Genomic DNA, 24407 nt, shown 5'->3' with positions numbered 1-24407 from the left:
GAGAAGTCTCGCGAGCCGGGCCGGCCTGGGCGTGTCCCGCGCCCATGTCCACTGCTGCGGCGATCACCCGGTCGAGCGGTCACCCGACATGACCATCCCGGGCGGTCGATTCGCCCCGTAGCAGCGGTGGTTCCTCACCCGACGCATCCGGCACATCCGGCACATCCGGTGCATCCGGTGCATCCGGCACGGGTCAGAGCGCGACGCCGTGGGCCCGCAGGTAGGCGACCGGGTTGATGTCCGAGCCGTACTCCGAGCCGTTGCGGATCTCGAAGTGCAGGTGCGGGCCGGTCACGTTGCCGGTCGCGCCGGAGAGGCCGATCTGCTGTCCGGCCTTGACGGCCTGACCGATCTTCACACCGATCGAGGAGAGGTGCGCGTACTCGGCGAAGTGGCCGTCGGCGAGCTTGATCTCGACCTCGTTGCCGTAGGCGCCGCCGTTGCCGGCCTTCACCACGACGCCGTTGCCGACGGCGCGCAGCGGGGTGCCGGTGGAGGCGACGAAGTCCTGGCCGGTGTGGTGGCCGGAGGCCCACATCGAGCCGGCCACGCCGTAGGCGGTGCCCAGCTTCGGGCTGGCCAGCGGGGCGACGAAGGCGGAGGCGGCGGCGACCGGCACGGCGGTGACCGCGGTGGTCGGCGCGGCGGTCTGCAGCTGGGTCTGGAGCTGGGCGGACGGCTTGGCCGCCTCGGTCCGGACCTCCAGCTGGGCCTGCGGCTTGGCGGCGGTGGTGGCCGGCGCGGCGTCCTGGGCGGACGGCTGGGCGGGCTTCGCCGGGGCGGCGGGCTTGGCCGGGGCGGCCTGGCCGGCGATCACGAGCTGCTGACCGGGGAAGATCAGGTCCGGGTTGCCGCCGACGACCTCGCGGTTGTGGTCGTACAGCGCCTGCCAGCCGCCGTCGACGTGCTGGGCGTCGGCGATCCGGGACAGGGTGTCGCCGCTGACGACGCGGTAGCTCTCCTGCGACGGGGCCTGGGCCTGGTCGGCGGGAGCGGCGGCCGGGGCGGCGGTGACGGCGGCGGCCGGCGCGGGGTAGGCCTGGGCGCTCATCGCGGTGACGAGCGGCAGGGCGAAGGAGACACCGGTGACGGCGGTGGCGATCCCGATGCGGGCGGCGCGGGGCAGGGCGATACGACGAGCCTGTGCAGGCATGGAATTTTCCTCTCCGACGCCTGCGAGGTGAGCTGTCGGGTTCGGGCTGGAGTTGCCCGGCCGCACATGCGGCTTCACCCCTAGCCGGCCCTGGATCCGGGTACGCGAAAGCGTGCCGTTTCCGGTCCGGCGACTTACCTGTGGGTCCCCCGCTCCTGCCGTACAGAGTTCGGTGCGAGCCACCGGGCAGCGGCAGGATTCGGCGTTCCACCCGGTGGATCCGTCCGGACTGGCCGGGCGGTCGCTGAACTAAAACCCATCCGTTCGGGTGAAGCAATGTCGATCACTTGAACCGGCAACAACCCCCCGAGCTGCGGTGACCCTCCGAATGATCGGCTACACCGTACGTGCACAATCCATTCACCCGGCGCCACTGATCCACGACGCTGCGCCGATTCCGCCACCGCTGCGCACCCACCCGCTCACGCACCGCGCACCCACCGACACACCCCCCGGTGACCCTTGTCACGTACGCCCCACGGGCGCAGGATCGGCCCGTGGCCACCTCCGAAGCAGGAACACTGCGCCTGGGCACCTCGCGGGGACGCTGGGTCCTCCTCGCGACGGTGCTCGGCTCCAGCATGGCGATGCTCGACGGCACCGTGGTGAACGTCGCGCTGCCCCGCATCGGCACCGATCTCGGCGCCTCCCTCGCGTCCCTGCAGTGGACGCTCAACGCCTATCTGCTCACCCTGGCCGGACTGATCCTGCTCGGCGGCGCGCTCGGCGACCGGTACGGCCGGCGCCGGGTCTTCCTGATCGGCGTGCTCTGGTTCGCCGCCGCCTCCGCGGCCTGCGCCGCCGCCCCCACCATCCACGTGCTGATCGCCGCCCGCGCCGTCCAGGGCATCGGCGGGGCGCTGCTCACCCCCGGTTCGCTCGCCATGCTGCAAGCCGTCTTCCACCCGGACGACCGCTCGGCGGCGGTCGGCCTGTGGTCGGGCCTCGGCGGGGTGTCGGCCGCGGTCGGCCCCTTCCTCGGCGGCTGGCTGGTGGACGGCCCCGGCTGGCGGTGGATCTTCCTGCTGAACCTGCCGCTCGCGGCCGCCGTGGTCGCGGTCACCTCCCGGTTCGTCCCCGAGAGCCGGAACGAGAGCGCCGTCGGCCGCTTCGACGTGCTCGGCGCGCTGCTCGCCGCGCTCGCCCTCGGCGCGATCACCTACGCGCTGACCGCCGCCGGAGAAGGCCTGTCCCCCGCGGTCTGGCTCACCGGCGCGATCGGCCTGCTGCTCGGCGCGGCCTTCATCGCGGTCGAGCGCCGCGCCGCCGAGCCGATGCTGCCGCTCGGCCTCTTCTCCTCCCGGCTGTTCACCGCCGTCAACCTGGTCACCCTCTGCGTCTACGCGGCGTTCAGCGGGGTGTTCTTCCTGCTGGTGGTGCAGTTGCAGATCGTCTCCGGCTTCTCCCCGCTGGTCTCCGGCCTCGCCCTAGTCCCGATCACCGTGCTGATGCTGACCCTGTCGGCGCGCGCCGGGCGGCTGGGCAAGCGGATCGGCCCCCGGATCCCGCTCACCGTCGGTCCGCTGCTGTGCGCCGCCGGGGTGCTGCTGATGCTGCGCATCGGCCCCGGCTCCTCCTACTGGGCGGACGTGCTGCCCGCCGTCACGGTGCTGGGCTGCGGGATGACCCTGCTGGTCGCGCCGCTGACGGCGACGGTGCTGGCCGCCGTCGAGGTCCGGCACGCGGGCATCGCCAGCGGCGTCAACAACGCCGCCGCCCGCGCGGCCGGGCTGCTCGCGGTCGCCGCGCTGCCCGCGCTCGCCGGGCTGAGCGGCGACGCCTACCGGGTGCCGTCCGCCGTGGACTCCGCCTTCCGCACCGCGATGCTGATCTGCGCCGGACTGCTGGTCACCGGCGGGCTGACGGCCTTCGCCACCGTCCGCGGCAACGTGCTCGCGCCGGTGGACCGCCCGGTGGCCGAGCCGGACTGCGAGTGGGCCTGCGGCACCACCCCGCCGCTCGACCCAGGCCACGTCCACACGGACGAGGGCCCCGCCGCCGGATCGGCGGCAGGGCCCTCAGCCGGCTGACGAATCGTCAGGAAGTACTGCCCGTCAGAGAATGTCGGCCGGCGCGTACTTGGCGGCCTCCGGGTAGGCGGCGGCGACGGCCTCCACCTGGCGGACCACCTCGGCGACCTGGGCGCCGGCCGCACCGGTGAAGGAGAGCCGGTCGGCCAGCAGCGCGTCCAGCCCGGCCCGGTCCAGCGGGATCCGCTCGTCGGCGGCCAGCCGGTCCAGCAGCTCGTTCTCGCGGCCACCCGCACGCATCGCCAGCGCGGAGGCGACGGCGTGCTCCTTGATGACCTCGTGCCCGGTCTCCCGGCCGACGCCCGCGCGCACCGCGCCCATCAGCACCTTGGTGGTGGCGAGGAACGGCAGGTAGCGGTCCAGCTCGGCCTCGATCACGGCGGGGAAGGCGCCGAACTCGTCGAGAACGGTCAGGAAGGTCTCCAGCAGGCCGTCGAAGGCGAAGAAGGCGTCCGGCAGCGCGACCCGGCGCACCACCGAGCAGGAGACGTCACCCTCGTTCCACTGGTCGCCGGCCAGCTCGCCGGTCATCGAGGCGTAGCCGCGCAGGATGACGGCCAGGCCGTTGACGCGCTCGCAGGAGCGGGTGTTCATCTTGTGCGGCATCGCCGAGGAGCCGACCTGGCCCTCCTTGAAGCCCTCCGTGACCAGCTCGTGGCCGGCCATCAGACGGATGGTCTTGGCCAGGCTGGACGGCGCGGCGGCCAGCTGGACGAGGGCGGTGAGCACCTCGAAGTCCAGCGAGCGCGGGTAGACCTGGCCGACGCTGATGAACACGTTGTCGAAGCCGAGGTGCCCGGCGACCCGGCGCTCCAGCTCGGCGAGCTTGTCGGTGTCGCCACCGAGCAGGTCCAGCATGTCCTGGGCGGTGCCGACCGGGCCCTTGATCCCGCGCAGCGGGTAGCGGGCGATCAGCTCCTCCAGGCGGCGGAAGGCGACCAGCAGCTCGTCGGTGATCGACGCGAAGCGCTTGCCCAGGGTGGTGGCCTGCGCGGCCACGTTGTGCGAGCGGCCGGCCATGACCAGCTCGGAGTGCTGGGCGGCCAGGCGGGCCAGCCGGACCAGCACGGCCACCGTACGGTCGCGCACGTGCTCCAGCGACTGGCGGATCTGCAGCTGCTCGACGTTCTCGGTCAGATCCCGGGAGGTCATGCCCTTGTGGATCTGCTCGTGGCCGGCGAGTTCGCTGAACTCTTCGATGCGGGCCTTCACGTCGTGGCGGGTGACCCGCTCACGGGCGGCGATCGAGCCGAGGTCGACCTGGTCGATCACCCGCTCGTAGTCGGCGACGGCGTTCGCCGGTACCTCGACACCGAGGTCCTGCTGGGCCTTCAGGACGGCGAGCCACAGGTGGCGCTCAAGGACCACCTTGTGCTCGGGGGACCACAGCTGGGCCAGGGTCGCCGAGGCGTACCGGGAGGCCAGGACATTGGGGATCTGGGGCTTCGCGCTCACGCTTCGCAAGCCTAACAGCCGAGGTCAGCCGGAACGTCGGCGCATCGGGCGGCTACGGCCCGGGCCGGAGCGGACGGCTCCGACCGGGCCCGCCCGACGGCTCCCGCCGGGCGTTGCGCGGTCCGTTACCGGGCGGCTTACTGGGCTGGCTTACTGGGCGGCGCCGGCCCGGCCAGCCAGCACCGGCAGGACCTGCCCGCAGATCGAGTGCAGCGCGATCCGCTGCTCGTCGGTCATCGCCTCGAACGCCTGGTGGGTGCGGGCCATCTCGCCGCGGATGCGGTTCAGGATCTCCCGGCCCTCGTCCGTGATCACGACGATCTTCACCCGGCGGTCGCCGGCGGCGGCCTCCCGGTGGGCCAGGCGCAGCGTCTCCAGCCGATCCACGATCCCGGTGACGTTGGAGGCGTCGCAGCCCAGCCGTCCGGCCAGCGCCCGCATCGGCACCGGCTCCTGCACCGCGCCGAGCGCCTTGGCCTGCGAGGAGGAGAGCCCGTGCCGGGCCGCGGCCGCCGCGAAGTCCTGGAAATACGCGGCGCCGACGGCGGCCAACGCCTCCATCAACTCGGCGTTGGTCGGTACGGTCGTCGTCGCTGTCGAACCCATGGGGTCAGCGTACGGCCGAGTGCTTCAGCAACTCAAGCTTTGACCACGGCAACCGTCGACGGCTTGACCAGAACTGCAGCACCGGCCGGTCGACAGAGCTTAGAGCACCAGCTGATCGAACAGGTGCCGCAGCTCCGGCTCCGGGTCCGCGGTCAGCCCGGTGTGCACCGGCCCCGGCTGGACGATCGCGCTGCGCGGAGCGGTCAGCCAGCGGAACCGCTGCCCCGGGCTGTCCCCCGCCGCCGGACCGGCCTGCGGGCCCCCGGCGCACACCGCCTCGATCCCGTGCAGCGCCCGCCGCACCCCGTGCACGTCCGCCACCGGGTCGAGCGCCAGCAGCCGGGCCTGGTCCAGGTGCGTGCGCGCGGCCAGATACCCGTTCTGCCGGCAGTACAGCAGCACCCCGACGTTGACGCACTCGCCGCGTTCCACCCGCGGCACCGCGCGGATCACGGCGTACTCGTAGTCGTGCAGTTCGACGGCGGCCGGCAGCGCGGGCGTCCTCGGCTCGGTCATGCGGGCACCTCCGGCAGCCAGTCGCGCGGACCGGCCAGCCGGCCGGTCAGCTGGGCGCGGTACGCGGCGCGCACCGCCTCGGGCGAGTCGAAGCCGGGCTCGTCCAGCAGCCAGACCTCCGGGATCCTCGCCACCGCGCCCTCGATCGCGGCCTCCGCGAGCGGCGCGAGCGCCTTGTCCGCGGCCGTCAGGTCCGGCCGGGCCCGCAGCAGCGCGTGGTCGGAGGCGTCGTACGGGCGGCGCACCCAGGCGGCGGCGCCCGCCCAGTGGTGGTGGAAGATCAGGCTCGCGCCGTGGTCGATCAGCCGCAGCCCGCCGGTCGCCACCAGCAGGTTGGGGTTGCGCCAGGAGCGGTCGACGTTGCCGATCAGCGCGTCGAACCAGAGCACCTGGCCGGCCAGCTCCGGATCCACCTCGAAGCAGAGCGGGTCGAAGTTGAGCGCGCCGCTGACGAAGGCCATCCCGAGGTTGGTCCCGCCACTGGCCCGCATCTGGTCCTGGACCTGCTGGTCCGGCTCGCTGCGGGCCAGCACCGGATCCAGGTCGACCGTCACCAGCTCCGGCACCGGCAGCCCGAGCCGCCGGCCCAACTCCCCGGCCAGCACCTCCGCCACCAACGCCTTCCGGCCCTGCGCCGCACCGACCCATTTCAGCGCGTACAGCCGCCGGTCGTCGGCCTCGACCAGGCCCGGCATCGAGCCGCCTTCTCGCAGTGGCGTCACATAACGGACCGCCGTCACCTCGGGGAGCACGCCCCACAGCCTATCGGTGCCGACCCGTCACCTCCTCCCCTCCGTACGCCCCCGTCCCACCCCTCCACCATCCGCCCCACCCCGGTGGCAGCCCCCGCTGCTCCGTGCGAGTGTGGCGGACAGCAATGGGGACCTTCGCGGTTACGACCTGCACGGCAAAGGGATGAGCGATGGAACGACCTCGGATCCTGATCGTGGGCGGTGGCTTCGCCGGCCTGGAGTGCGCCCGCCGACTCGAACGCAAGCTCGCGCCGTCGGAGGCCGAGATCTCGCTGGTCACACCGTTCAGCTACCAGCTCTACCTGCCCCTGCTGCCGCACGTCGCGGCCGGCGTGCTGACCCCGCAGTCGGTCGCGGTCTCCCTGCGCCGCACGCTGCGCCGCACCCACATCGTTCCGGGCGGCGCGATCGGCGTGGACCCGGCCTCCAAGGTGTGCGTGGTCCGCAAGATCACCGACGAGGTGGTGGCGCAGAAGTACGACTACCTGGTCCTCGCCCCCGGCAGCGTCACCCGCACCTTCGACATCCCCGGCCTGACCGACTACGCCCGCGGGATGAAGACGCTCGCCGAGGCGGCCTACGTCCGCGACCACGTGATCGCCCAACTCGACCTCGCCTCGGCCACCTTGGACCAGCGGGAGCGCGAGTCCCGGCTCCAGTTCGTGGTCGTCGGCGGCGGCTACGCGGGCACCGAGACGGCCGCCTGCCTGCAACGCCTGACCACCGCCGCGTCCCACCGCTATCCGCGCCTGGACACCCGGCAGATCAAGTGGCACCTGATCGACATCGCCCCGAAGCTGATGCCGGAGCTGGGCGACGCGCTGGGCCTGGCCGCTCTGGAGGTGCTGCGCGGCCGCGGCATCGAGGTGTCGCTGGGCGTCTCGGTGGCCGAAGTCGGCGCCGAGTCGGTCAAGTTCACCGACGGCAGGGTGCTGCCCTGCCGCACGCTGATCTGGACCGCCGGGGTGGCCGCGAGCCCGCTGATCGGCACGCTGGACGCGGAGACGGTCCGCGGCCGGCTCGCGGTGACGGCGGAGATGCGGGTGCCGCAGTTCGAGAGCGTGTTCGCGCTGGGCGACGCGGCCGCCGTGCCGGACCTCGCCAAGGGCGACGGCGCGGTCTGCCCGCCGACCGCCCAGCACTCCGCCCGGCAGGGCCGCGTGGTGGCCGACAACGTGATCGCCGCGCTCCGCGACGAGCCTCTGGAGCCCTACTACCACAAGGACTTGGGCCTGGTGGTCGACCTGGGCGGCAAGGACGCGGTGTCCAAGCCGCTCGGCGTGGAGTTGCACGGGGTGCCGGCCCAGCTGGTGGCCCGCGGCTACCACCTGATGGCGATGCGCACCAACGCGGCCAAGTTCCGGGTGGGCGCCAACTGGCTGCTCAACGCGACCGCCGGGGACGACTTCGTCCGGACCGGCTTCCTCGCCCGGCAGCCCGCCCGGATGCGCGATTTCGAGTACACCGACGCCTACTTGACGAAGGATCAGGTCCGGGCGCACGCCCAGGCCCTGCTCGCCAAGGGCTGAGCCACCCGGCGCCCGCCTCCGGAACCGATCCGGAGAACGGGCGCCGAGCGCCACAACGTCACGACGTCACCGCGCCGCCAGGTACATCCCGCCCGCGTCCTGCCCCGCCGTGTTGCGGCACGCGTAGTCGCCGCTGCTCTGCCCCCACAGCAGGGTCAGGCAGCGCCCGAGCGCCTGCTGCCCGTAGTAGTTGGGGTGCATCGACTCCTGCAGCACGCCCTGGGTGGAGTTGAGGCCGCCGTCCAGGAAGCGTGCCCATTCGCTGGTGGTCGCGGACGGTCCGGCGGTGGCGGTCGGCTGCCGGGTGGCCGTCGAGCAGACCTCGCGGCCCTGGAGCATGTCGGAGAGGTCGAGGAACTGGGCGCCCTTGGACGCCGCGACCCCGGCCAGCGACTTGGAGATCTGCGGCACCATCGAGTCGCGCGCCCAGTCGGCGTCACCGTCCCAGAACGGGCAGCCACCGGTGTTCGAGCGGGTCCAGCCGCTCTCCGGGTAGCGCATCTCGGCGCTGCGCGGGATCGGCGAGGGGTAGGACTGCAGGACGAGGCGGTAGTCCCCCTGCGCGTAGCCGGCGCCGGCCATCACCGCGCGGATCTCGTCGATCGCCTTGCCGACCCCGGCCATCGCCGTGGGCATCTTCGAGTCGATCGAGGACTGCGCGGAGTCGTGGCAGTAGGAGTACCAGATGAGGTAGTCCTGGACGCAGTTGGAGATGATGCCGCCGAAGCCGAGGTCGTTGCCGCCGATCGACAGCGTGATCAGCTTGACGTTGTTCTGCCGTGCCACGGTGGCGAGTTGGTCGGCCTGCGGGGCCTCGCCCTTGAGCGTCTGGCCGCCGTTGGCGGCGCGGAAGATGTTCGCGGTGACGGCGCCGGAGCAGGCCAGGTTGATCTCGTTCTGCGCGCCGGTGGAGGCGCTGAGCACCTCGGCGACGTCGGAGCGGTCGCAGCCGCTCGCGGCCGTGGGGCCGTAGATCCGGGAGGCGTCGGCGGAACTGCCGTTCCAGGCGCGGTCGGTACCGGCCCGGCTGCCGCTGGTGCCGGCGGCGTTGCCCATCCAGCGGCCGGCCTCGCCGGAGATGTAGCTGTCGCCGAGCGTGACGCTGGCGGTGGGGCCGCCCGGTGCGGCGAGGGGTACGGAGGGGGCCGCGGCGGCCGGCGCGGCGGCGGCGAGGCCGCCGGCCATCAGACCGCCGGCGGCCAGCGGGAGGGCGAGGGCCGCGGTGAGCAGCCGTCGGCGGAGTCGAGGGGCGCTGCGGGTGATGCTCGAGCTGTTTTCGGGCACGGCGGAACTCCTGCGGCTCGGTCTTCCCGTGCGGTGGGGACGGGAAGACGCCTAGGTGAGGGTGGGCCGCCGGCCGGTGGCGCGATGAACATGACATGCCCGCACTGGTTACCGCTAGGTATCTGCACCAGGTTTCCCGCTTTGTTACCGCCGGGTTCAGACCAGCGGAGCACCGGGTTCAGACCGGCGGAGCGCACGGGTCGAACCGGACCGGCGGAGCCCGGTTCACACCAGCCGCGAACCGGCCCCGCCCGCCCCCAGCACGGCCGCCAGGTCCTCGGCCAGCCGCTGCGCGTCCGCCGGTTCCAGCTGGGCCACGGTGAGCCGCAGCCCGGGCGGGGACTGGATGCGGTAGCGCGCGCCGGGCGCCGCGACCCAGCCGCGCTGCACCAGCGCCACCAGCACGGAGGTCTCGTCCGGCACCGGCACCCAGACGTTCAGTCCGCTCTCGCCGTGCGCCTCGATGCCGCGCGCGGCGAGTTCGCCGAGCAGCGCGTCCCGGCGGGCCCGGTAGACGCCGGCCACCCGGGCGACCGGCACCGCGTCGGTGCGCCACAGCTCGGCGACGGCCCGCTGGAGCAGGTGGCTGACCCAGCCTGCGCCGAGGCGCAGCCGCCCGGTCACCCGTCCGATGGTGTCCTCGTCGCCGACGGCCACCGAGAGCCGCAGGTCCGGGCCGTACGCCTTGGCCGCCGAGCGCACCACGGCCCAGTGCCGCGCGCCGGCACCCACCAGCGAGTGGTACGGCTGGTCGACCATGCCGTGCCCGTGGTCGTCCTCGATCAGCAGCACGCCGGGGTGCTCGGCCAGGACGGCCCGCAGCTCCTCGGCCCGGCGGGCGGTGACCGCGGCGCCGGTCGGGTTCTGCGCCCGGCTGGTGACCACCACCGCGCGGGCGCCCTCGGCCAGCGCGACGGCGAGCGAGTCGGGCAGCGGACCCTCGTCGTCCAGCCGGACGGGCGCGGGCCGCAGGCCGAGCGCGGGCAGCAGGTCGAGCAGGCTGCCCCAGCCCGGGTCCTCGACGGCGACGGCGTCGCCGGGGCGCAGCCGGGTGGCGAGGATGCGCTCGATGGTGTCGAGCGAGCCGGAGGCGACGGCGATCGGGCCGCCGGGCAGGCCGTCGGCCTCGAAGGAGGCGCGGGCGAGCGCGAGCAGCCCGGGGTCGATGGCCGGGTGCCCGTACAGGACGGGCTCGGCGTGGGCGGCCTCGGCGGCGGCCGCGAGGACCGGGGCGAGGTCGGGCAGCAGCGCCGGGTCGGGGTTGCCGGCGGACAGGTCGCGGGCGTGCGGGGGGACGGGGACGCGGATCTGGTCGCGCGGGGTGAGCGCGGGCCTGGGGAGGATCCGGCTGCCCTTGCGGCCGGCGGTCTCGATCACCCCGCGGTCGCGGAGCAGCCGGTAGGCGGCGGCGACGGTGTTGGGGTTGACGCCGAGTTCGGCGGCGAGGTCGCGCAGCGGGGGCAGCGCGGTTCCGGGGGCGAGGCGTCCGGTGCTCACGCCCTGTTCGATGTGGGACGCGATTTCGCTGGCGCGTCGCCCTTTCAGCGGATAGTCTCCTAGCACAAAGCAAATTATGCACTAGTACATAGAGGTTGTCATGTCGGCCCCTTCAGAAGGCTCCGCCAGCTACTCCCGCACCCCCCGCACCACCCCCACCCGCTACAAGGACCGCGCCACCTGGGAGCAGGAGGCGATCCACGACATCCTCGACCACGCGTACATCTGCCACCTCGGCTTCGTCGCCGACGGCGCCCCCGTCGTCCTGCCGACCATCTACGCCCGCGTCGGCGGCCGACTGTACGTCCACGGCTCCACCGGCAGCCGTCCGCTGCGCAACGCCTCCGCCGACCAGGGCCTGCCGGTCTGCCTCACCGTCACCCTGGTCGACGCGCTGGTGCTGACCAAGTCCGCGTTCAACCACTCGGTCAACTTCCGCTCGGTCGTCGCCCACGGCACCGCCCACCAGGTCACCGACCCCGAGGAGCTGGACGTCGCGCTGGCCGCGCTGGTCGACCACGCGATCCCCGGCCGCTCCGCCGACGTCCGCCCGGCCAACGCCAAGGAACTCGCCGCCACCGCCGTCCTGCGGCTCGACCTGGACGAGGTCTCGGCCAAGACCCGCGACGACGGCGCCGACGACGACCCGGAGGACCTCGACCTGCCCCACTGGTCCGGCCTGATCCCGGTCACCACCGTGCACGGCACCCCCGAGCCCGCCGACTCCACCACCGTCCCGCTGCCCGCGCACCTGCGCGGCTACCCCCGCTGACGGAGGGCCCGCCGATGCTGATCAGATCCTGGGACCGCGGCGACGAACAGGAGTGGCGCGCCTGGCTGGCCGAGGGCCGCGACTTCGGCCTGCTCGCCGCCAACGGCGGACCGGGCGAGGGCCCGGTGCTCGTCCCGACGCACTTCCTGCTGGACGCCGAGCGCGGCGAGATCCTGCTCCACCTCGCCACGCCCAACCCGCTGCTGGCCGCCGTCCGGGCCGACCCGCAGGTCACCCTCGCGGTCACCGACGGCTACGCCTTCGCGCCCGGCCACTGGCGCGGCGAGCCGGGCACGCCCACCAGCTACTACGCCTCCGTCCACTTCCACTGCACCGCCGAGCTCGTCGAGTCCGCGGCGGGCAAGGCGGAGATCCTCAACCGCCAGCTGGCGCACTTCCAGCCGGAGACGCCGGACACCCGGGTGGTGCCCGGTGAGGGCGAGTTCTCCCGGCTGCTGCCCGGCCTGCGCGGGCTCCGCCTGACGGTCCGCGAGGTGCGCGCCAAGTTCAAGTACGACGACAAGAAGCCGGCCGACGCCCAGCACGCGATCGCCGACCGGCTGGCCGAGCGCGAGGCCGGCCGCGCGAACGCCCCGCACCCCCGGCGCGACCAGGACGCCGCTGCCCGCACCCAACTGCTGCGCCGGCACCGGCGGCGCGTCAGCTGACCGGGGCGCACCGACTGGCCAGGGGCGCGTCAACTGGCCCGGCGGGCGCACCGGCTGGCCCGGGGGCGCGTCCGCCCGTTCACGCTCCCGGCGCGAACGGCCCATCGCGCCCTGATGACTGCCCCTGACTGACCCCAAATCACCCGATCGGCGCCCAATTCGAGCAGGGCGGCCCCGCCGCTGCTCGAATGTGAGACGAGCCCTGCCCACTCGGCCGTCAGAGCGGGCCCGTCCACCTCGGGGAGCGCGCTTGTCCACACTCAACAGCCATCGGGCGGGCGAGGCCCACCTCGGGCACGTCATCTTCATCTCCGCCGCCGCCGCGATGGGCGGGTTCCTGTTCGGCTACGACAGCGCGGTGATCAACGGTGCGGTGACGGGCATCCAGAAGCACTTCGCCGTGGGCAACGGCGAAACGGCCTTCGTGGTGGCCATCGCACTGCTCGGCTCGGCGGCCGGCGCGGTGGCCGCCGGCCGGCTCGCCGACCACCTCGGCCGGGTCCGCACCATGCTGCTGGCCGCCGGCCTGTTCGCGATCAGCGGCCTCGGCTCGATGTTCCCGCCGAGCATCCAGGTGCTGGCCACCTGGCGCGTGGTCGGCGGCATCGCGATCGGCATCGCCTCGGTGATCGCGCCCACCTACATCGCCGAGGTCGCGCCGACCGCCTACCGGGGCCGGCTCGCCTCCTTCCAGCAGATGGCGATCGTGCTCGGCATCACCATCTCCCAGCTCGCCAACTGGGCGATCAACCAGGCCGCCGGAGGCGAGTCCACCGGCCACCTGGGCGGCATCCAGGCCTGGCAGTGGATGCTCGGCGTGGAGACCATCCCGGCCCTGGTGTACGGGCTGATGGCGCTCGCCATCCCGGAGTCGCCGCGCTACCTGATCGCCGACCACCGGGAGGACCAGGCCCGCAAGGTGCTGCGCGAGGTGGAGGGCGAGGACGTCGACCTGGACGCCCGGGTCGCGGAGATCCGCGCGGTGCTGGAGTCCTCGCACAAGCCCCGGCTCAAGGACCTGCTCGGCGGGCGGTTCGGCCTGCTGCCGATCGTCTGGGTCGGCATCGGGGCCTCGGTGTTCCAGCAGTTCGTCGGCATCAACGTGATCTTCTACTACTCCTCGTTCCTCTGGCAGTCGGTCGGCATCAACGAGTCCAACTCGCTGCTGATCAGCCTCTCCACCTCGATCATCAACGTGATCGGCACGGTGATCGCGATGGCGCTGGTGGACCGGATCGGCCGCAAGCCGCTCGCCCTGGCCGGCTCGATCGGCATGGCGCTCGCGCTGGGCACCGCCGCCTGGGCGTTCTCCTACCGGCACGGCACGGGGGACACCGCCACCCTCGACAACACCCACGCCACCGTCGCCCTGATCGCGGCACACGTCTTCGTGCTCTGCTTCGCCTTCTCCTGGGGCGTGGTGGTCTGGGTCCTGCTCGGCGAGATGTTCCCCAACCGGATCCGCGCGCTCGCGCTGTCCGTCGCCGCCTCGGCCCAGTGGATCGCCAACTGGGCGATCACCGTCAGCTTCCCCAACCTCGCCGACTGGAACCTGTCGGCGACGTACGTCATCTACGCGGCCTTCGCACTGCTCTCCATCCCGTTCGTGGCCTTCTGCATCAAGGAGACCAAGGGCCGCGCCCTGGAGGAGATGGGCTGAGCCCGCCCCCGTCGAGTCCCCGCCGCATCCGGCCCGACCCCCCGCGAGGAACCCATGCCTGACCAGGGCGGCTCCCGGCAGAACGTCGCCTTCCCGAGCAACGGCCGTACCGCGCACGGGTACCTGGCCCGCCCGCCCCAGGGCGTCGGGCCGGGCCTGGTGGTGGTGCAGGAGTGGTGGGGCCTCACCCCGCACGTCGCGACGATGGCCGACCGCTTCGCCGCGGAGGGCTTCACCGTGCTGGCCCCCGACCTGTTCGGCGGCGCCACCACCCACGACCGCACCGAGGCGGCCCGGCTCACCCGCGAGCTCCCGGTCGAGCGGGCCGTCGAGGACCTCTCCGGGGCCGTCGACCACCTGCTCGCCCTGGAGGGCGTGGTCGGCGACGCGGTCGGCGTGGTCGGCTTCTGCATGGGCGGCGGCTTCGCCCTGCTGCTGGCCGCCCGGGAGGGCGACCGGGTCGCCGCGGTGGTGCCCTTCTACGGCCTCCCGCCCGACCCGGACTTCGACTACCGGGGCCTGACCGCCCACGTCCTGGGGCACTTCGGCGAACTGGACGGCTCGATCCCGATGGCCGCCGTCGACGAGGCCGCGATCCGGATCGGCGAGGCCACCGACGTCCGCCCCGAGATCCACTTCTACCCGGCCGGCCACGCCTTCATGAACGACGAGAACCCGCTCGGCACCTACGACCCGCTCCAGGCCGCGACCGCCTGGCGCCGCACCCTCACCTTCCTCTGGGGCCACCTGGGCTGAGCCCGTCCCAGCCGCGAAAACCCGATGGACAGCTGTACGAACCGCGGTCATAGTCTCCAGGTGCCGACCCGACCCCCGCGCCCCCGCCGCCTCGCCTGGGCGAGCCGCAACTTCCGCATCCAGACCGCCGCCACCGTGGTCAGCGGCCTCGGCAACGCCGGCGCCCCCATCGCCACCGCCTTCGCCGTGCTCGGCCACGGCGGCACCACGTCCGAGGTCGGCTACGTCACCGCCGCCCGACTGCTGCCCACCGTCCTGCTCCTGGTGGTCGGCGGCGCCCTCGCCGACCGGATGCCCCGGCACCACCTCATGGTCGCCGCCAACCTGTTCAGCGGCCTGTCCCAGGTCGTCCTGGCGGCGCTGGTGCTGTCCGGGGACATCCGGCTCTGGCAGCTGATGCTGCTCTCCGCCGCCGGCGGCGCCGGGTACGCGCTCTACTCCCCCGCCTCCGGCGGCATGATGCTGCAGGCCGTCGCCCCGGAGCACGCCGCCCGGGCCTTCTCGGTGTTCCGGATGGGCCAGAATGCCTCCCAGATCGGCGGCGCCGCGCTCGGCGGCGCGCTCACCGCCGCCGTCGGCCCTGGCTGGGTGCTCGCCCTGGACGGCGCCTGCTTCCTGGTCGCCGCCTCGCTCCGGTTCTTCCTGGAGGCCGAGCAGGCGCCCGCCCCGCAGGGCCACAGCATGCTGCGCGATCTGCGGGAGGGCTGGCGGGAGTTCGCCTCCCGCCGCTGGCTCTGGGTGGTCGTGGCGCAGTTCTCCGTCCTGGTCGCCTGCATCGGCGCGGTCGAGTCGGTGTACGGGCCGACGGTCGCCAAGGAGCGCCTCGGCGGGGCGTCCGACTGGGGCCTGGCGATGGCCGCCTACGGCGTCGGGCTGGTGGTGACCGGCGTGCTGATGGCCCGCTGGCGGCCCCGCCGGATCCTGCTGGTCGGCAACTGGGGGGTGTTCCTGTTCGGCGTGCCCGCCCTGGCGCTGGCGGCGGAGGCGCCGCTGCCGCTGCTCGCCCTCGCGATGTTCCTGTCCGGGGTCGGCGTCACCGTCTTCGGCGTCAACTGGATGATCGCGCTCCAGCAGGAGATCCCCGAGGAGATGTTCTCCCGGGTCGCCGCGTACGACGAGCTCGGCTCCTTCTCGCTGTCCCCGATCGGCATCGCGCTGGCCGGCCCGGCGGCCACGGTGCTCGGCCTCTCGGGCGCGCTGTGGGCCTGCGCCGTCGTCTGCCTGGTGCTCAGCGCGGTCGTGCTGCTGGAGCCTCAGGTCCGCCGGCTGGCCCGCAGGAGCACCGCCGACGCACCGGTGGCCGCCGCCGAGCCGGTGGCCGCGCCGTGAGCGCCCCGTGCGCCCCGCGTGCGCCCGGCCGTACGCAACCACTGGTACGCCAGGTTCGTCCGACCAGGTAAGTCACACCACCGTCTCTGGGGGGCCACTGGTGCCGAAGCCTCTGTTGTTCCTGGACGTCGACGGGGTGCTCAACCCGGTCTGCCCGCACCCGGACGCCGGGTTCGACACCCACACCCTGCTCGGCTACTCGGTGCTCCTCTCCGCACGGCACGGCGCCTGGCTGCGCGAGCTGGCCGGCACCTACGAACTCGTGTGGGCCACCACCTGGGAGGAGCACGCCAATGCGCACATCGCCCCGGCCATCGGCCTGCCCGCCCTCCCGCTGGTCCGCTTCACCGGCGACGTCCCGCAGCCCGGTGACCCGCGCGTCCCGCTGATGGAGCTGCTCTCGGCCCGCAAGTGGGCCCCGCTGCTGCGCTACGCCGCGGGCCGCCCGTTCGCCTGGGTGGACGACGTCATCCCGCCGCGGCTGGTCCGCAACTCCCTCTGGCGCCGCGACCGCCTGCTGCTGCCGATCGACCCGGGCCCGGGCCTGGAGCGCCGGCACGTCGACCGCCTGCTCGCCCGGCCGCCGCGCACCCCGGCCGGCCGGCTCCCGCTCAGGGGGTCGGCAGCCAGCTGACGTGCCCGGCGAGCAGCGCGTACCCGACGAAGGCCACCGTGTCGATCAACGCGTGCGCCGCGACCAGCGGCATCACCCGCCCCCAGCGCCGGTACAGCAGGCAGAACACCGCCCCCATCACCATGTTGCCGACCAGCCCGCCGACCCCCTGGTACAGGTGGTACGAGCCGCGCAGCACCGAACTCGCCACCACCGCCGCCGGCCACGACCAGCCCAGCTGCCCGAGCCGGCGCAGCAGGTAGCCGAGGACGACGACCTCCTCCAGGGCTGCGTTCTGCCACGCGGAGAGCACCAGCACCGGGACCCGCCACCACACGTCCGGCAGCCCGGACGGCGCCACCGTCAGGTTGTAGCCGGCCGCCTGCGAGGCCAGGTACAGCACCAGCCCGGAGCCGCCGATCGCAGCCGCCACGGCGGCGCCCCGGCCGAGGTCGCGCAGCTTCTGCCCGAGGTCGAAGCCGAGCACCCGCAGCGCGGCGCCCTCGCGCACCAGCAGGTACCCGACCAGCACCACCGGCATCAGCCCGCGCCCGATGTAGTACAGCTGCCACACCAGGTCCAGCCAGGGCCGACCGGGCGCCCGCGAGCCGTTCAACGTGGCGACCTGCTGGCCGAGTTGGATCGGTTCGGTGAGCGAGGCCGCGAAGCTGATCAGCGCGCTGACGCCGCTGGCCCCGAGGGAGAGGCCGAGGACGATCAGCAGTTCCACGCCGAGCAGCCGGCGCGTGGGCTTCGCGGTCTCCGGTGCGGTCGGGAGGGTGGTCACGGGCGGCTCCAGCGGGGCGGGCGTCGCTCCGGCCGTCGGCCGACCGCCGGAGCGATCATCCTGACACAGCGGTCCGGCTACCCGACCGGCCAGGTGTGCACCGGCTCGCCGGTGCGCATGTGCTCGATGTAGCGCCTGGTCATCGCGGCGAGCGCGGCCGGGCGGTCCATCCCGTACTGCTCGCGCAGCCGGTGGAAGGTCGCGCTCTGCCAGGCCGCGCCGTTGGTGCGGCGCAGGCAGCGCTGCTCGATGATCCCCAGGTAGCGGTCCCGGTCGGCGGGCTCCACGCCCCACTCGTCCAGGCCCTGGTGGGCCATCGGCAGCAGTTCGTTGAGCACCAGGTCGACGGCGGACACCGTGGTCAGCCCGCCGCCGCGGCCCGCCCGGCCCGCCCGCGGCCACTGGAACACCGCGTCGATCCCGTAGCGGGCGCCCTGCCGGAAGTTCTCGTCGGCCCGCTCGAACGGCAGCCTGGTCCAGACCGGCCGGGGCTGCTCGGCGAGCACCCGGACCAGCCCGTAGTAGAAGGCAGCGTTCGCGAGCGTGTCGGCCACCGTCGGCCCGGCCGGCAGCGCCCGGTTCTCCACCCGCAGGTGCGCGATCCCGCCCGCGATGTCGTACACCGGCCGGTTCCAGCGGTAGATCGTGCCGTTGTGGAGCCGCATCTCGGCGAGCCGGGGTGCGCCGCCGGAGGAGAGCACCTTCATCGGGTCCTCGTCGTCGCAGATCGGCAGCAGGGCGGGGAAGTACCGCAGGTTCTCCTCGAACAGGTCGTACGCCGAGTCCACCCAGCGCTCGCCGAACCAGGTGATCGGCCGGACGCCCTGCGCCTTGAGTTCCGCCGTACGGGTGTCACAGGCCTGCTGGAACAGCACCGGACGGGTCTCCCGCCACAGCTCCCGTCCGAACAGGAACGGCGAGTTGGCACCGAGCGCGAGCTGCGCCCCGCAGATCGCCTGCGCCGCGTTCCACACCGAGGAGAAGCGTTCCGGGGTCACCTGCAGGTGCAGTTGCAGGGAGGTCGCGGCGGCCTCGGCCACCATGGTGATGGTCTCCAGCTGGAGGTGTTCGACGCCCTCGATGTCCAGCGCGATGTCCTCGCCGCGGGCGGCCAGGATCTGGTCGCTGAGCAGGCTGTAGCGCGGGTTGTGGGAGATCGCGTCCAGGCCGGTGTGACCGTGCTCCAGGGTCGGCAGGATCCCCACCATGACGATCCGGGCACCGGCCTCGGCGGCCCGCCGGTCGGCGTAGCGCAGCCCGGTGTCGAGCTCCTCGCGCAGGTCCTCGAAGACGTGCCCGCACAGCCGGTGCGGCACGATGTTCACCTCGACGTTGAACTGGCCCAGTTCGGTCTGGAAGTCGCTGGAGCCGATCGCGCTCAGCACCTGCGCGTTGCGCAGCGCCGGCAGGCCGTCCTCGTCGGCCAGGTTGAGCTCGATCTCCAGGCCCATGACCGCCCGCGGCCGGTCGAACCGGTCCTCGCGCAGCATCCGCCCCAGCGCGTCGAGGCAGGCCTGGAGCTTGCGCCGGTACAGCTGCCGGTCCGCCAGATCAGCCCGAGTCGCCACGACCTTCTCGCCCACGGTCCCCTCCTCCTGAGACACCGGCCGACCCGACCGTGCAAGCATCATGCCCACCTCGAAGATCGATACCCGAATGCTTGTACTGGCTTGCAATGCAAGGAAACTGACGGATATTCAGCAGATCTGCCGACTTGCCCGGCGCCACCGCCTGTGATAAACAGGTCACCCTGCGCACCTGTTCGATAGAATTCGCACTGCGCTCCGGCCGGCCCGCTCCGCCTCGAAACCCTCGTCGACGGCGGCGACCGCGCCGGCACCGCGATCATGCACAACCGGACACGGCCAGGTCCCGTCACCGATGACACACCGCGCCACGCCGGTATGCCGCACTCGCACGCCGATCTCGCACGGAGAGGCGGACCCCGCCATGACTCTGCAGACCCCCCAGCCCCCGCCGAGCGCCCTGCGCGCCGTCCTGGCCGCACTCGACTCGGAGACCGCGCTGCGCCAACCCGCCGCCGCAGCACTGCGCCATCCGGTCGGCCCGCTGCTCCCCGCGCACCCCCTCGCCGTCCACGTCCTGGACGGGCCGCGCCCGGAGCTGCCCGCCGCCCGCCGGACGGGCTGGCGCTTCCTGATCAAGGACGGCGCCGAGGTCGCCGCCGCCGCCGAGGTCGTCCAGGCCGTCGAGGGCCACACCTTCTCACACTTCACCGCCGGCCCCTACCTCGACTCGACGGTCCGGGCACTGCGCCAGGCCTGGCAGCTCGCCCAGGGCTCCCGGTCCCGCCAGCAGCCCCGACTGCTGACCTTCCCCGGGCAGTACGCGACGGCACTGTGGCTGCACAGCCCCGACGCCGGCCCGGCCGCCGACCAGCTGATCCCGCTGACCCCGGCCCCGCTCGGCGTCACCGCGCACCGCGCCTACCCGGCCGCCGAGCTGCTGCCGCTGCTCGCCCGGGCGCCGCTCGCCAAGCCACTTCTGCTCGGCTCCTCCTGAGCCGGCCCCACGCCGACGGGCCCCCCCGGCCCCCCCCCCCGGGCCCCCGGGGGGGGGGCCCCATTTCGTTTTCCGCCTTTGGCCGGGGCCTTTTGCTTCACGTTCTTTCGTTTTTCGCCTTCACTTATTTGTAGTTTATGTGAAGGAATTATGTGAGATGTGGCTCATTGTCCGTCTATAGGTCGAACACCGGGTTGCACCTACATTGAGGGGAGCTGCCCGAAAGGCCTCCTTCATGCGCAACGCTCCCACCGCTGCCGGCGACCCCGCGGTCCCCGGGCGGCTCGCCGCCCTCGGCCGGTTCTGCTTCCGCCACCGCCGCTGGGTGCTCGGCCTCTGGGCCGTCGTCCTGGTCGTGGGCGTGCTGATCGGCGGCCGGGTCTTCGAAGGAACGGTGGCCGGCGCCTCCTCCGCCACCGCCGAAGCCGACCGGGGCAGCGCGGTGGTCGCCGCGACCGACCCGGCCCGCGGCACCGTCACCGCCGTCGTGGACGGGAAACCGGTCGACGACCCGGCCGTACGGGCCGCCGTCACCAAGGCCACCGCCGACCTCGCCGCCCTCCCCGGCGTCTCCTCCGCGCTCGACGCCTACGGCACCGGCCCGGCACCCGCCGCACTGCGCTCCGCCGACGGCACCGCGAGCCTGGTCACCGTACGGATGGCCGACACCAGCACCTCCGCCCAGACCGACGCCGTCACCCAGCGCCTCGCCGCCCTGAACGGCGAGGCCGGCGCCCACGTCACCGTCGGCGGGGACCTGGTGCTCCAGGACGAGGTCAAGAAGCAGACCGAACAGGACACCCGCTTCGGCGAGATGGTGACCCTGCCGCTCACCCTGGTCGTCATGGTGCTGGTCTTCGGCGGCCTCGCCGCGGCCAGCCTGCCGGTGATCGGCGCGGTCGCCTCGGTGGGCGGCGCGCTGCTGGCCATGTTCGGTTTCAGCCGGATCATGGACATCGACACCAGCGTGCTGCCGATCGCCACCGTGCTCGGGCTCGGACTCTCGATCGACTACGCGCTGCTCATGGTGAACCGCTTCCGGGAGGAACGCGGGCACGGCGCGGGCATCGCCGCCGCCGTCGAACGCACCGCCGCGACCGCCGGGCGCACCGTCGCCTTCTCCGGCCTCACCGTCGCCGTCGCGCTCTCCGGCCTGTTCGTCTTCACCAGCCCGGTGCTCGGCGCGGTCGCCGCCGCCGGGGTGAGCGTGGTCGTGATCGCGGTCGCCGCCGCGCTGACCCTGATCCCCGCGCTGCTCGGCTTCGCCGGCTCCCGGATCAAGGCGCCCGCCGCGCCCGTCCCCGACGAGGGCTTCTTCAGCCGGACCGTCCGCCGGGTCGGCAAGCGGGCGGTGCCGGTCGCGCTCGCCTGCGTCGCCCTGCTGATGGCCGCCGGCGCACCCTTCCTGCACGCCGACATGCGCAACTCCGGCGCCGCCGTGCTGCCCGCCTCCTCGGCCGGGCGGCAGGTCGCCGACGCCGTCGACCAGCGCTTCCCGCAGGCCGCGGCCGCGCCGATCACCGTCGTCGTCGAGGGCGGCGCGCCCGTCGCCCAGGCGTACGCGGACGACGTCGTCGCCAAGCTGCCCGGGGTCGCCGGGGTACGGGCGGTGAACCCGGTGAGCGACTCGGTGTCCACCGTCGACGTGCTCGTCCACGGCGACCCGCAGGGCCACCAGGCCAAACAGGTCGTCCAGGAACTGCGGGACGACCGCGGCGGGCTGAAGACCTACGTCACCGGCGGCGCGGCCTCGGTCGTCGACTTCAAGGACGAGCTGATGTCGCGGGGCCCCTGGGCGCTCGGACTGGTCGCGGTCGGCACGCTGGTGCTGCTCTTCCTGATGACCGGCTCGGTGGTGATGCCGGTCAAGGCGCTGCTGATGAACCTGCTGTCGCTGGGCGCCTCGCTCGGCGCGCTCACCCTGGTGTTCCAGGACGGCTACTTCAGCGGGCTGCTCGGCTTCAGCCCCACCGGCGGGCTGGAGACCTTCATCCCGGTGCTGGTCTTCGCCTTCGCGTTCGGGCTGTCCATGGACTACGAGGTGTTCCTGCTCGCCCGGATCAAGGAACTGCGGGACAAGGGGCACAGCTGCACCCGGGCGGTGGAGCTCGGGGTCCAGCGAAGTGGCCGGATCATCACCTCGGCGGCGCTGCTGATGGTGATCGTGTTCGCCGGGTTCGCCCTCGGGGACATGCTCATGGTCAAGCAGATGGGCATCGCGCTGGCCGTCGCCGTCGCGGTGGACGCCACCCTGGTGCGCTGCCTGCTGGTGCCCGCCGCGATGAGCCTGTTCGGCGAGTTCAACTGGTGGGCGCCCGCCCCGCTGCGGCGCCTGCACCGGCGCTTCGGGCTGAGCGAGCACGTCGAACTGCCGACCGTCGGCGAGGCGGCCGTGGGCGAGGCGGCCGTCGGGGAGGCGGCCCTCGGCGCGACGGCCGTCCCGGCCCCGCGGCCGGAGGCCAGGGACCTGGTGGGCTCAGCGCAGTCGGCGCAGTAGGTCGACGCCCGCCCTCAGGGCCAGCCGCTCCTCGGGGGTGAGACGGGCCTCGATGGCGGTGGCGATCCGCTCCTCCCGGCGGGCGCGCTGCTCCAGCAGGGCGGCGCGGCCCGCTCCGGTCGCGGTGACCAGCAGTTTCCGGCCGTCGGTGGGGTGGGGCTGCTGGGCGACGAGCCCGGCCTCGGTCAGCAGGGCGACGGTGCGGGCCATCGACTGGTGGCGGACGCGCTGGTGCTCGGCGAGTTCGGCGACGGTGCAGGCGCGTTCGTCGCGGACGAGGACGCCGAGGACGCCGGCCTGGTTCTGCGGCAGCTCGTCGCCCGGGCGCAGGGAGCGGACCAGGTCGCCGATGGCGGCGCGCAGCTCGGCGGCGAGTTCGAGGGTTTCGGGAGCCGGACTGTTCATGGGAGAAGCCTACCGGGAATCTCCACAGCAAAACTGTGCAGTCCTGCTGTATGGTCGGCCGCATGAGGATCACCAAGTTCGGACACGCCTGCGTACGCCTGGAGCACGACGGGACGACCGTCGTCGTCGACCCCGGGGCGTTCACCGACCCCGCCGCGCTGACCGGGGCCGACGCCGTCCTGATCACCCACGAGCACATGGACCACTTCGAGGAGGCCCGGCTGCGCGCCGCCCTGGAGGCCGACCCGGCCCTTCGGGTGTGGACCAACAGCGCGGTGGCCGCCCAACTGGACGGCGTGGCGCAGCGCGTCGCCGTGGTCGGCGAGGGCGACGCCTTCGAGGTCGGCGGGGTCGGGGTGAGTGTGCACGGCGAATGGCACGCGGTCATCCACCAGGACATCCCGCAGGTGAAGAACATCGGCTTCCTCTTCGACGGCCGGCTGTTCCACCCCGGCGACGCCTTCACCGTGCCGCCGCACTCGGTGGACACCCTGCTGCTGCCGCTCGCGGCGCCGTGGAGCAAGGCCGGTGAGGTTGTCGACTACGTCCGGGAGGCGGCCCCGCGCGTGGCGGTGCCGGTGCACGAGGCGACGCTCAGCCCGATCGGGCACATGATCGCCACCCGGCTGCTCGGGCCCGACGGGCCGGGCACCGGCGCGGAGCTGACCGTGCTGGGGGAGGGCGAGAGCCTGGAGCTGGGCTGACGGTGCCGGGGGCCTGGGCCGGGTGGCCGGTCCATGGCGTCGGCGGTCCGGGCGCCGGTAGCCTGACGCCATGCTGAAGATCGGACTGACGGGTGGCATCGGCGCCGGCAAGAGCGAGGTGTCCCGGCTCTTCGCCGCCCACGGCGCGGTGATCGTGGACTCCGACGTGATCGCCCGCGAGGTGGTCGCGCCCGGGACGGACGGTCTGGCGGCCGTGGCCGCCGAGTTCGGGCCGCAGGTGCTGCGCGAGGACGGCGCGCTCGACCGCCCGGCCCTCGGCGCGATCGTGTTCGCCGACCCGGCGCGGCTCCAGGCGCTGAACGCGATCGTCCACCCGCTGGTGCGCGCCCGGTCCGCCGAACTGGAGGCCGCGGCCGCGCCGGACGCGGTGGTGGTGCACGACGTGCCGCTGCTCGCGGAGAACGGCCTCGCCCCGCTGTACGACCTGGTCGTGGTGGTCGACGCGGCCGACGACGTGCGGGTGGAGCGGCTGGTGCGGCTGCGCGGGATGGCCGAGGAGGAGGCCCGGGCCCGGATGGCCGCCCAGGCCTCGCGGGCGGACCGGCTGGCGATCGCCGACGTGGTGATCGACAACGGTGGGCCGCTGGAGGCGCTCGCGCCCCGGGTCGACGAGGTGTGGGCGGAACTGGTGAAGCGCGCCGCCGCTGCCTGAGGTTCAGGCGACGGTCAGCGGTAGGCGGGCCCGGACGGCGAAGCCGCCCTCCGTGGTGGGGCCGGCCTGCAGCGTGCCGCCGAGGTCGTCGGCGCGGGTGCGCATGCCGTCCAGGCCGTGGCCGCCGGAGGGCAGTTGAGGCCCGTCCGGGTCGGCCGCCGGTGCGGGGGGGGTTTCGAAGTCGAGGCGCAGCCCCTG

22 protein-coding genes, 1 pseudogene and 1 riboswitch are annotated in these 24407 nt (G+C 73.5%); of the genes and pseudogenes, 12 read left to right on the top strand and 11 right to left on the bottom strand.

From position 1 onward, the window contains the following. Positions 1 to 193 precede the first annotated feature (193 nt). Complete coding sequence (locus tag ACFV6I_RS19730) at positions 194 to 1153, bottom strand: peptidoglycan DD-metalloendopeptidase family protein (RefSeq protein ID WP_380340672.1); 960 nt, start codon at positions 1151 to 1153, stop codon at positions 194 to 196. A 2-nt stretch (positions 1154 to 1155) separates the two neighbouring features. Further along, a riboswitch (cyclic di-AMP (ydaO/yuaA leader) is annotated at positions 1156 to 1338 on the bottom strand. Between the two features lie 312 nt (positions 1339 to 1650). Between ACFV6I_RS19730 and ACFV6I_RS19725 the strand changes: the two genes are divergently transcribed. Continuing rightward, on the top strand, positions 1651 to 3183 hold the full coding sequence (locus ACFV6I_RS19725) for an MFS transporter (protein ID WP_380426622.1): 1533 nt from the start codon (positions 1651 to 1653) through the stop codon (positions 3181 to 3183). A 24-nt stretch (positions 3184 to 3207) separates the two neighbouring features. Here the strand turns inward: ACFV6I_RS19725 and purB are convergent, their stop codons facing one another. From purB to ACFV6I_RS19705, 4 genes are all read right to left on the bottom strand, one after another. Next, positions 3208 to 4638, bottom strand: coding sequence for an adenylosuccinate lyase (gene purB / locus ACFV6I_RS19720; protein WP_063350222.1), 1431 nt, complete (start codon positions 4636 to 4638; stop codon positions 3208 to 3210). Positions 4639 to 4788: 150 nt separating this feature from the next. Then, on the bottom strand, positions 4789 to 5244 hold the full coding sequence (locus ACFV6I_RS19715; protein ID WP_063350221.1) for a MarR family winged helix-turn-helix transcriptional regulator: 456 nt from the start codon (positions 5242 to 5244) through the stop codon (positions 4789 to 4791). A gap of 99 nt (positions 5245 to 5343) precedes the next feature. Beyond that, the gene (locus tag ACFV6I_RS19710) at positions 5344 to 5760 is read right to left on the bottom strand and encodes a DUF3037 domain-containing protein (RefSeq protein ID WP_063350220.1); all 417 of its coding nucleotides are present in this window, start codon (positions 5758 to 5760) and stop codon (positions 5344 to 5346) included. Further along, positions 5757 to 6512: a HipA family kinase gene (locus ACFV6I_RS19705; protein ID WP_079136059.1), complete on the bottom strand. Its 756-nt coding sequence runs from the start codon at positions 6510 to 6512 to the stop codon at positions 5757 to 5759. Before ACFV6I_RS19705 ends, ACFV6I_RS19710 begins: the two co-directional genes overlap by 4 nt. Positions 6513 to 6682: 170 nt before the next feature. Here ACFV6I_RS19705 and ACFV6I_RS19700 point away from each other — a divergent pair, with 170 nt between their 5' ends. Further along, positions 6683 to 8041, top strand: coding sequence for an NAD(P)/FAD-dependent oxidoreductase (locus ACFV6I_RS19700; RefSeq protein WP_380370417.1), 1359 nt, complete (start codon positions 6683 to 6685; stop codon positions 8039 to 8041). A 66-nt stretch (positions 8042 to 8107) separates the two neighbouring features. Here the strand turns inward: ACFV6I_RS19700 and ACFV6I_RS19695 are convergent, their stop codons facing one another. Together ACFV6I_RS19695 and ACFV6I_RS19690 are read right to left on the bottom strand one after the other, a co-directional pair. Next, a complete protein-coding gene (locus ACFV6I_RS19695; RefSeq protein ID WP_380370420.1) occupies positions 8108 to 9325 on the bottom strand; it encodes a GDSL-type esterase/lipase family protein in 1218 nt (405 codons plus the stop codon). A 225-nt stretch (positions 9326 to 9550) separates the two neighbouring features. Then, positions 9551 to 10888 carry an aminotransferase class I/II-fold pyridoxal phosphate-dependent enzyme gene (locus ACFV6I_RS19690; RefSeq protein ID WP_380426618.1) on the bottom strand — a complete coding sequence of 446 codons (1338 nt, stop codon included), beginning with the start codon at positions 10886 to 10888 and terminating at the stop codon, positions 9551 to 9553. Between the two features lie 34 nt (positions 10889 to 10922). On the opposite strand from ACFV6I_RS19690, the gene ACFV6I_RS19685 reads away from it, so the two are divergent. The 6 genes from ACFV6I_RS19685 (at position 10923) to ACFV6I_RS19660 (ending at position 16641) form a co-directional block, all read left to right on the top strand. Further along, positions 10923 to 11594: a pyridoxamine 5'-phosphate oxidase family protein gene (locus ACFV6I_RS19685; protein WP_063350215.1), complete on the top strand. Its 672-nt coding sequence runs from the start codon at positions 10923 to 10925 to the stop codon at positions 11592 to 11594. Positions 11595 to 11608: 14 nt separating this feature from the next. Further along, positions 11609 to 12262 carry an FMN-binding negative transcriptional regulator gene (locus tag ACFV6I_RS19680; protein ID WP_380426616.1) on the top strand — a complete coding sequence of 218 codons (654 nt, stop codon included), beginning with the start codon at positions 11609 to 11611 and terminating at the stop codon, positions 12260 to 12262. 250 nt (positions 12263 to 12512) lie between these two features. After that, positions 12513 to 13922 (top strand): sugar porter family MFS transporter, encoded by a 1410-nt coding sequence (locus ACFV6I_RS19675; RefSeq protein ID WP_380426614.1) that lies wholly within the window; start codon positions 12513 to 12515, stop codon positions 13920 to 13922. 54 nt (positions 13923 to 13976) lie between these two features. Beyond that, positions 13977 to 14678 (top strand): dienelactone hydrolase family protein, encoded by a 702-nt coding sequence (locus tag ACFV6I_RS19670; protein WP_380370432.1) that lies wholly within the window; start codon positions 13977 to 13979, stop codon positions 14676 to 14678. A gap of 60 nt (positions 14679 to 14738) precedes the next feature. Beyond that, the gene (locus tag ACFV6I_RS19665; protein ID WP_063350211.1) at positions 14739 to 16007 is read left to right on the top strand and encodes an MFS transporter; all 1269 of its coding nucleotides are present in this window, start codon (positions 14739 to 14741) and stop codon (positions 16005 to 16007) included. Between the two features lie 97 nt (positions 16008 to 16104). Beyond that, a complete protein-coding gene (locus tag ACFV6I_RS19660) occupies positions 16105 to 16641 on the top strand; it encodes an HAD domain-containing protein (RefSeq protein ID WP_380426624.1) in 537 nt (178 codons plus the stop codon). Here ACFV6I_RS19660 and ACFV6I_RS19655 read toward each other — a convergent pair. Further along, positions 16619 to 17407: a CPBP family intramembrane glutamic endopeptidase gene (locus tag ACFV6I_RS19655; RefSeq protein WP_208869123.1), complete on the bottom strand. Its 789-nt coding sequence runs from the start codon at positions 17405 to 17407 to the stop codon at positions 16619 to 16621. The two genes, ACFV6I_RS19660 and ACFV6I_RS19655, sit on opposite strands and share 23 nt — an antisense overlap. Before the next feature lie 77 nt (positions 17408 to 17484). Beyond that, complete coding sequence (locus ACFV6I_RS19650) at positions 17485 to 18990, bottom strand: hypothetical protein (RefSeq protein ID WP_063350209.1); 1506 nt, start codon at positions 18988 to 18990, stop codon at positions 17485 to 17487. Positions 18991 to 19357: 367 nt separating this feature from the next. Here ACFV6I_RS19650 and ACFV6I_RS19645 point away from each other — a divergent pair, with 367 nt between their 5' ends. Further along, entirely contained in the window at positions 19358 to 19930 is a 573-nt protein-coding gene (locus ACFV6I_RS19645) for a hypothetical protein (RefSeq protein WP_380426611.1), read from the top strand. A 235-nt stretch (positions 19931 to 20165) separates the two neighbouring features. Next, a complete protein-coding gene (locus ACFV6I_RS19640; RefSeq protein ID WP_380372533.1) occupies positions 20166 to 22427 on the top strand; it encodes an MMPL family transporter in 2262 nt (753 codons plus the stop codon). Here ACFV6I_RS19640 and ACFV6I_RS19635 read toward each other — a convergent pair. Beyond that, positions 22407 to 22832: a MarR family winged helix-turn-helix transcriptional regulator gene (locus ACFV6I_RS19635; protein WP_380372530.1), complete on the bottom strand. Its 426-nt coding sequence runs from the start codon at positions 22830 to 22832 to the stop codon at positions 22407 to 22409. The two genes, ACFV6I_RS19640 and ACFV6I_RS19635, sit on opposite strands and share 21 nt — an antisense overlap. A 62-nt stretch (positions 22833 to 22894) precedes the next feature. On the opposite strand from ACFV6I_RS19635, the gene ACFV6I_RS19630 reads away from it, so the two are divergent. Both ACFV6I_RS19630 and coaE read left to right on the top strand, forming a co-directional pair. Continuing rightward, on the top strand, positions 22895 to 23536 hold the full coding sequence (locus tag ACFV6I_RS19630; protein ID WP_380337928.1) for an MBL fold metallo-hydrolase: 642 nt from the start codon (positions 22895 to 22897) through the stop codon (positions 23534 to 23536). Positions 23537 to 23606: 70 nt separating this feature from the next. After that, positions 23607 to 24209: a dephospho-CoA kinase gene (coaE, locus tag ACFV6I_RS19625; RefSeq protein WP_380337925.1), complete on the top strand. Its 603-nt coding sequence runs from the start codon at positions 23607 to 23609 to the stop codon at positions 24207 to 24209. A gap of 3 nt (positions 24210 to 24212) precedes the next feature. Here the strand turns inward: coaE and ACFV6I_RS19620 are convergent. Then, positions 24213 to 24407: pseudogene (locus tag ACFV6I_RS19620) on the bottom strand (two-component sensor histidine kinase); the annotation flags it as partial.

The organism is Kitasatospora sp. NPDC059803 (genome assembly GCF_042732255.1).
GTDB lineage: Bacteria > Actinomycetota > Actinomycetes > Streptomycetales > Streptomycetaceae > Kitasatospora.
The sequence above is the reverse complement of the archived record's forward strand: the minus strand, read 5'-3'. Positions and strand labels throughout refer to the sequence as shown.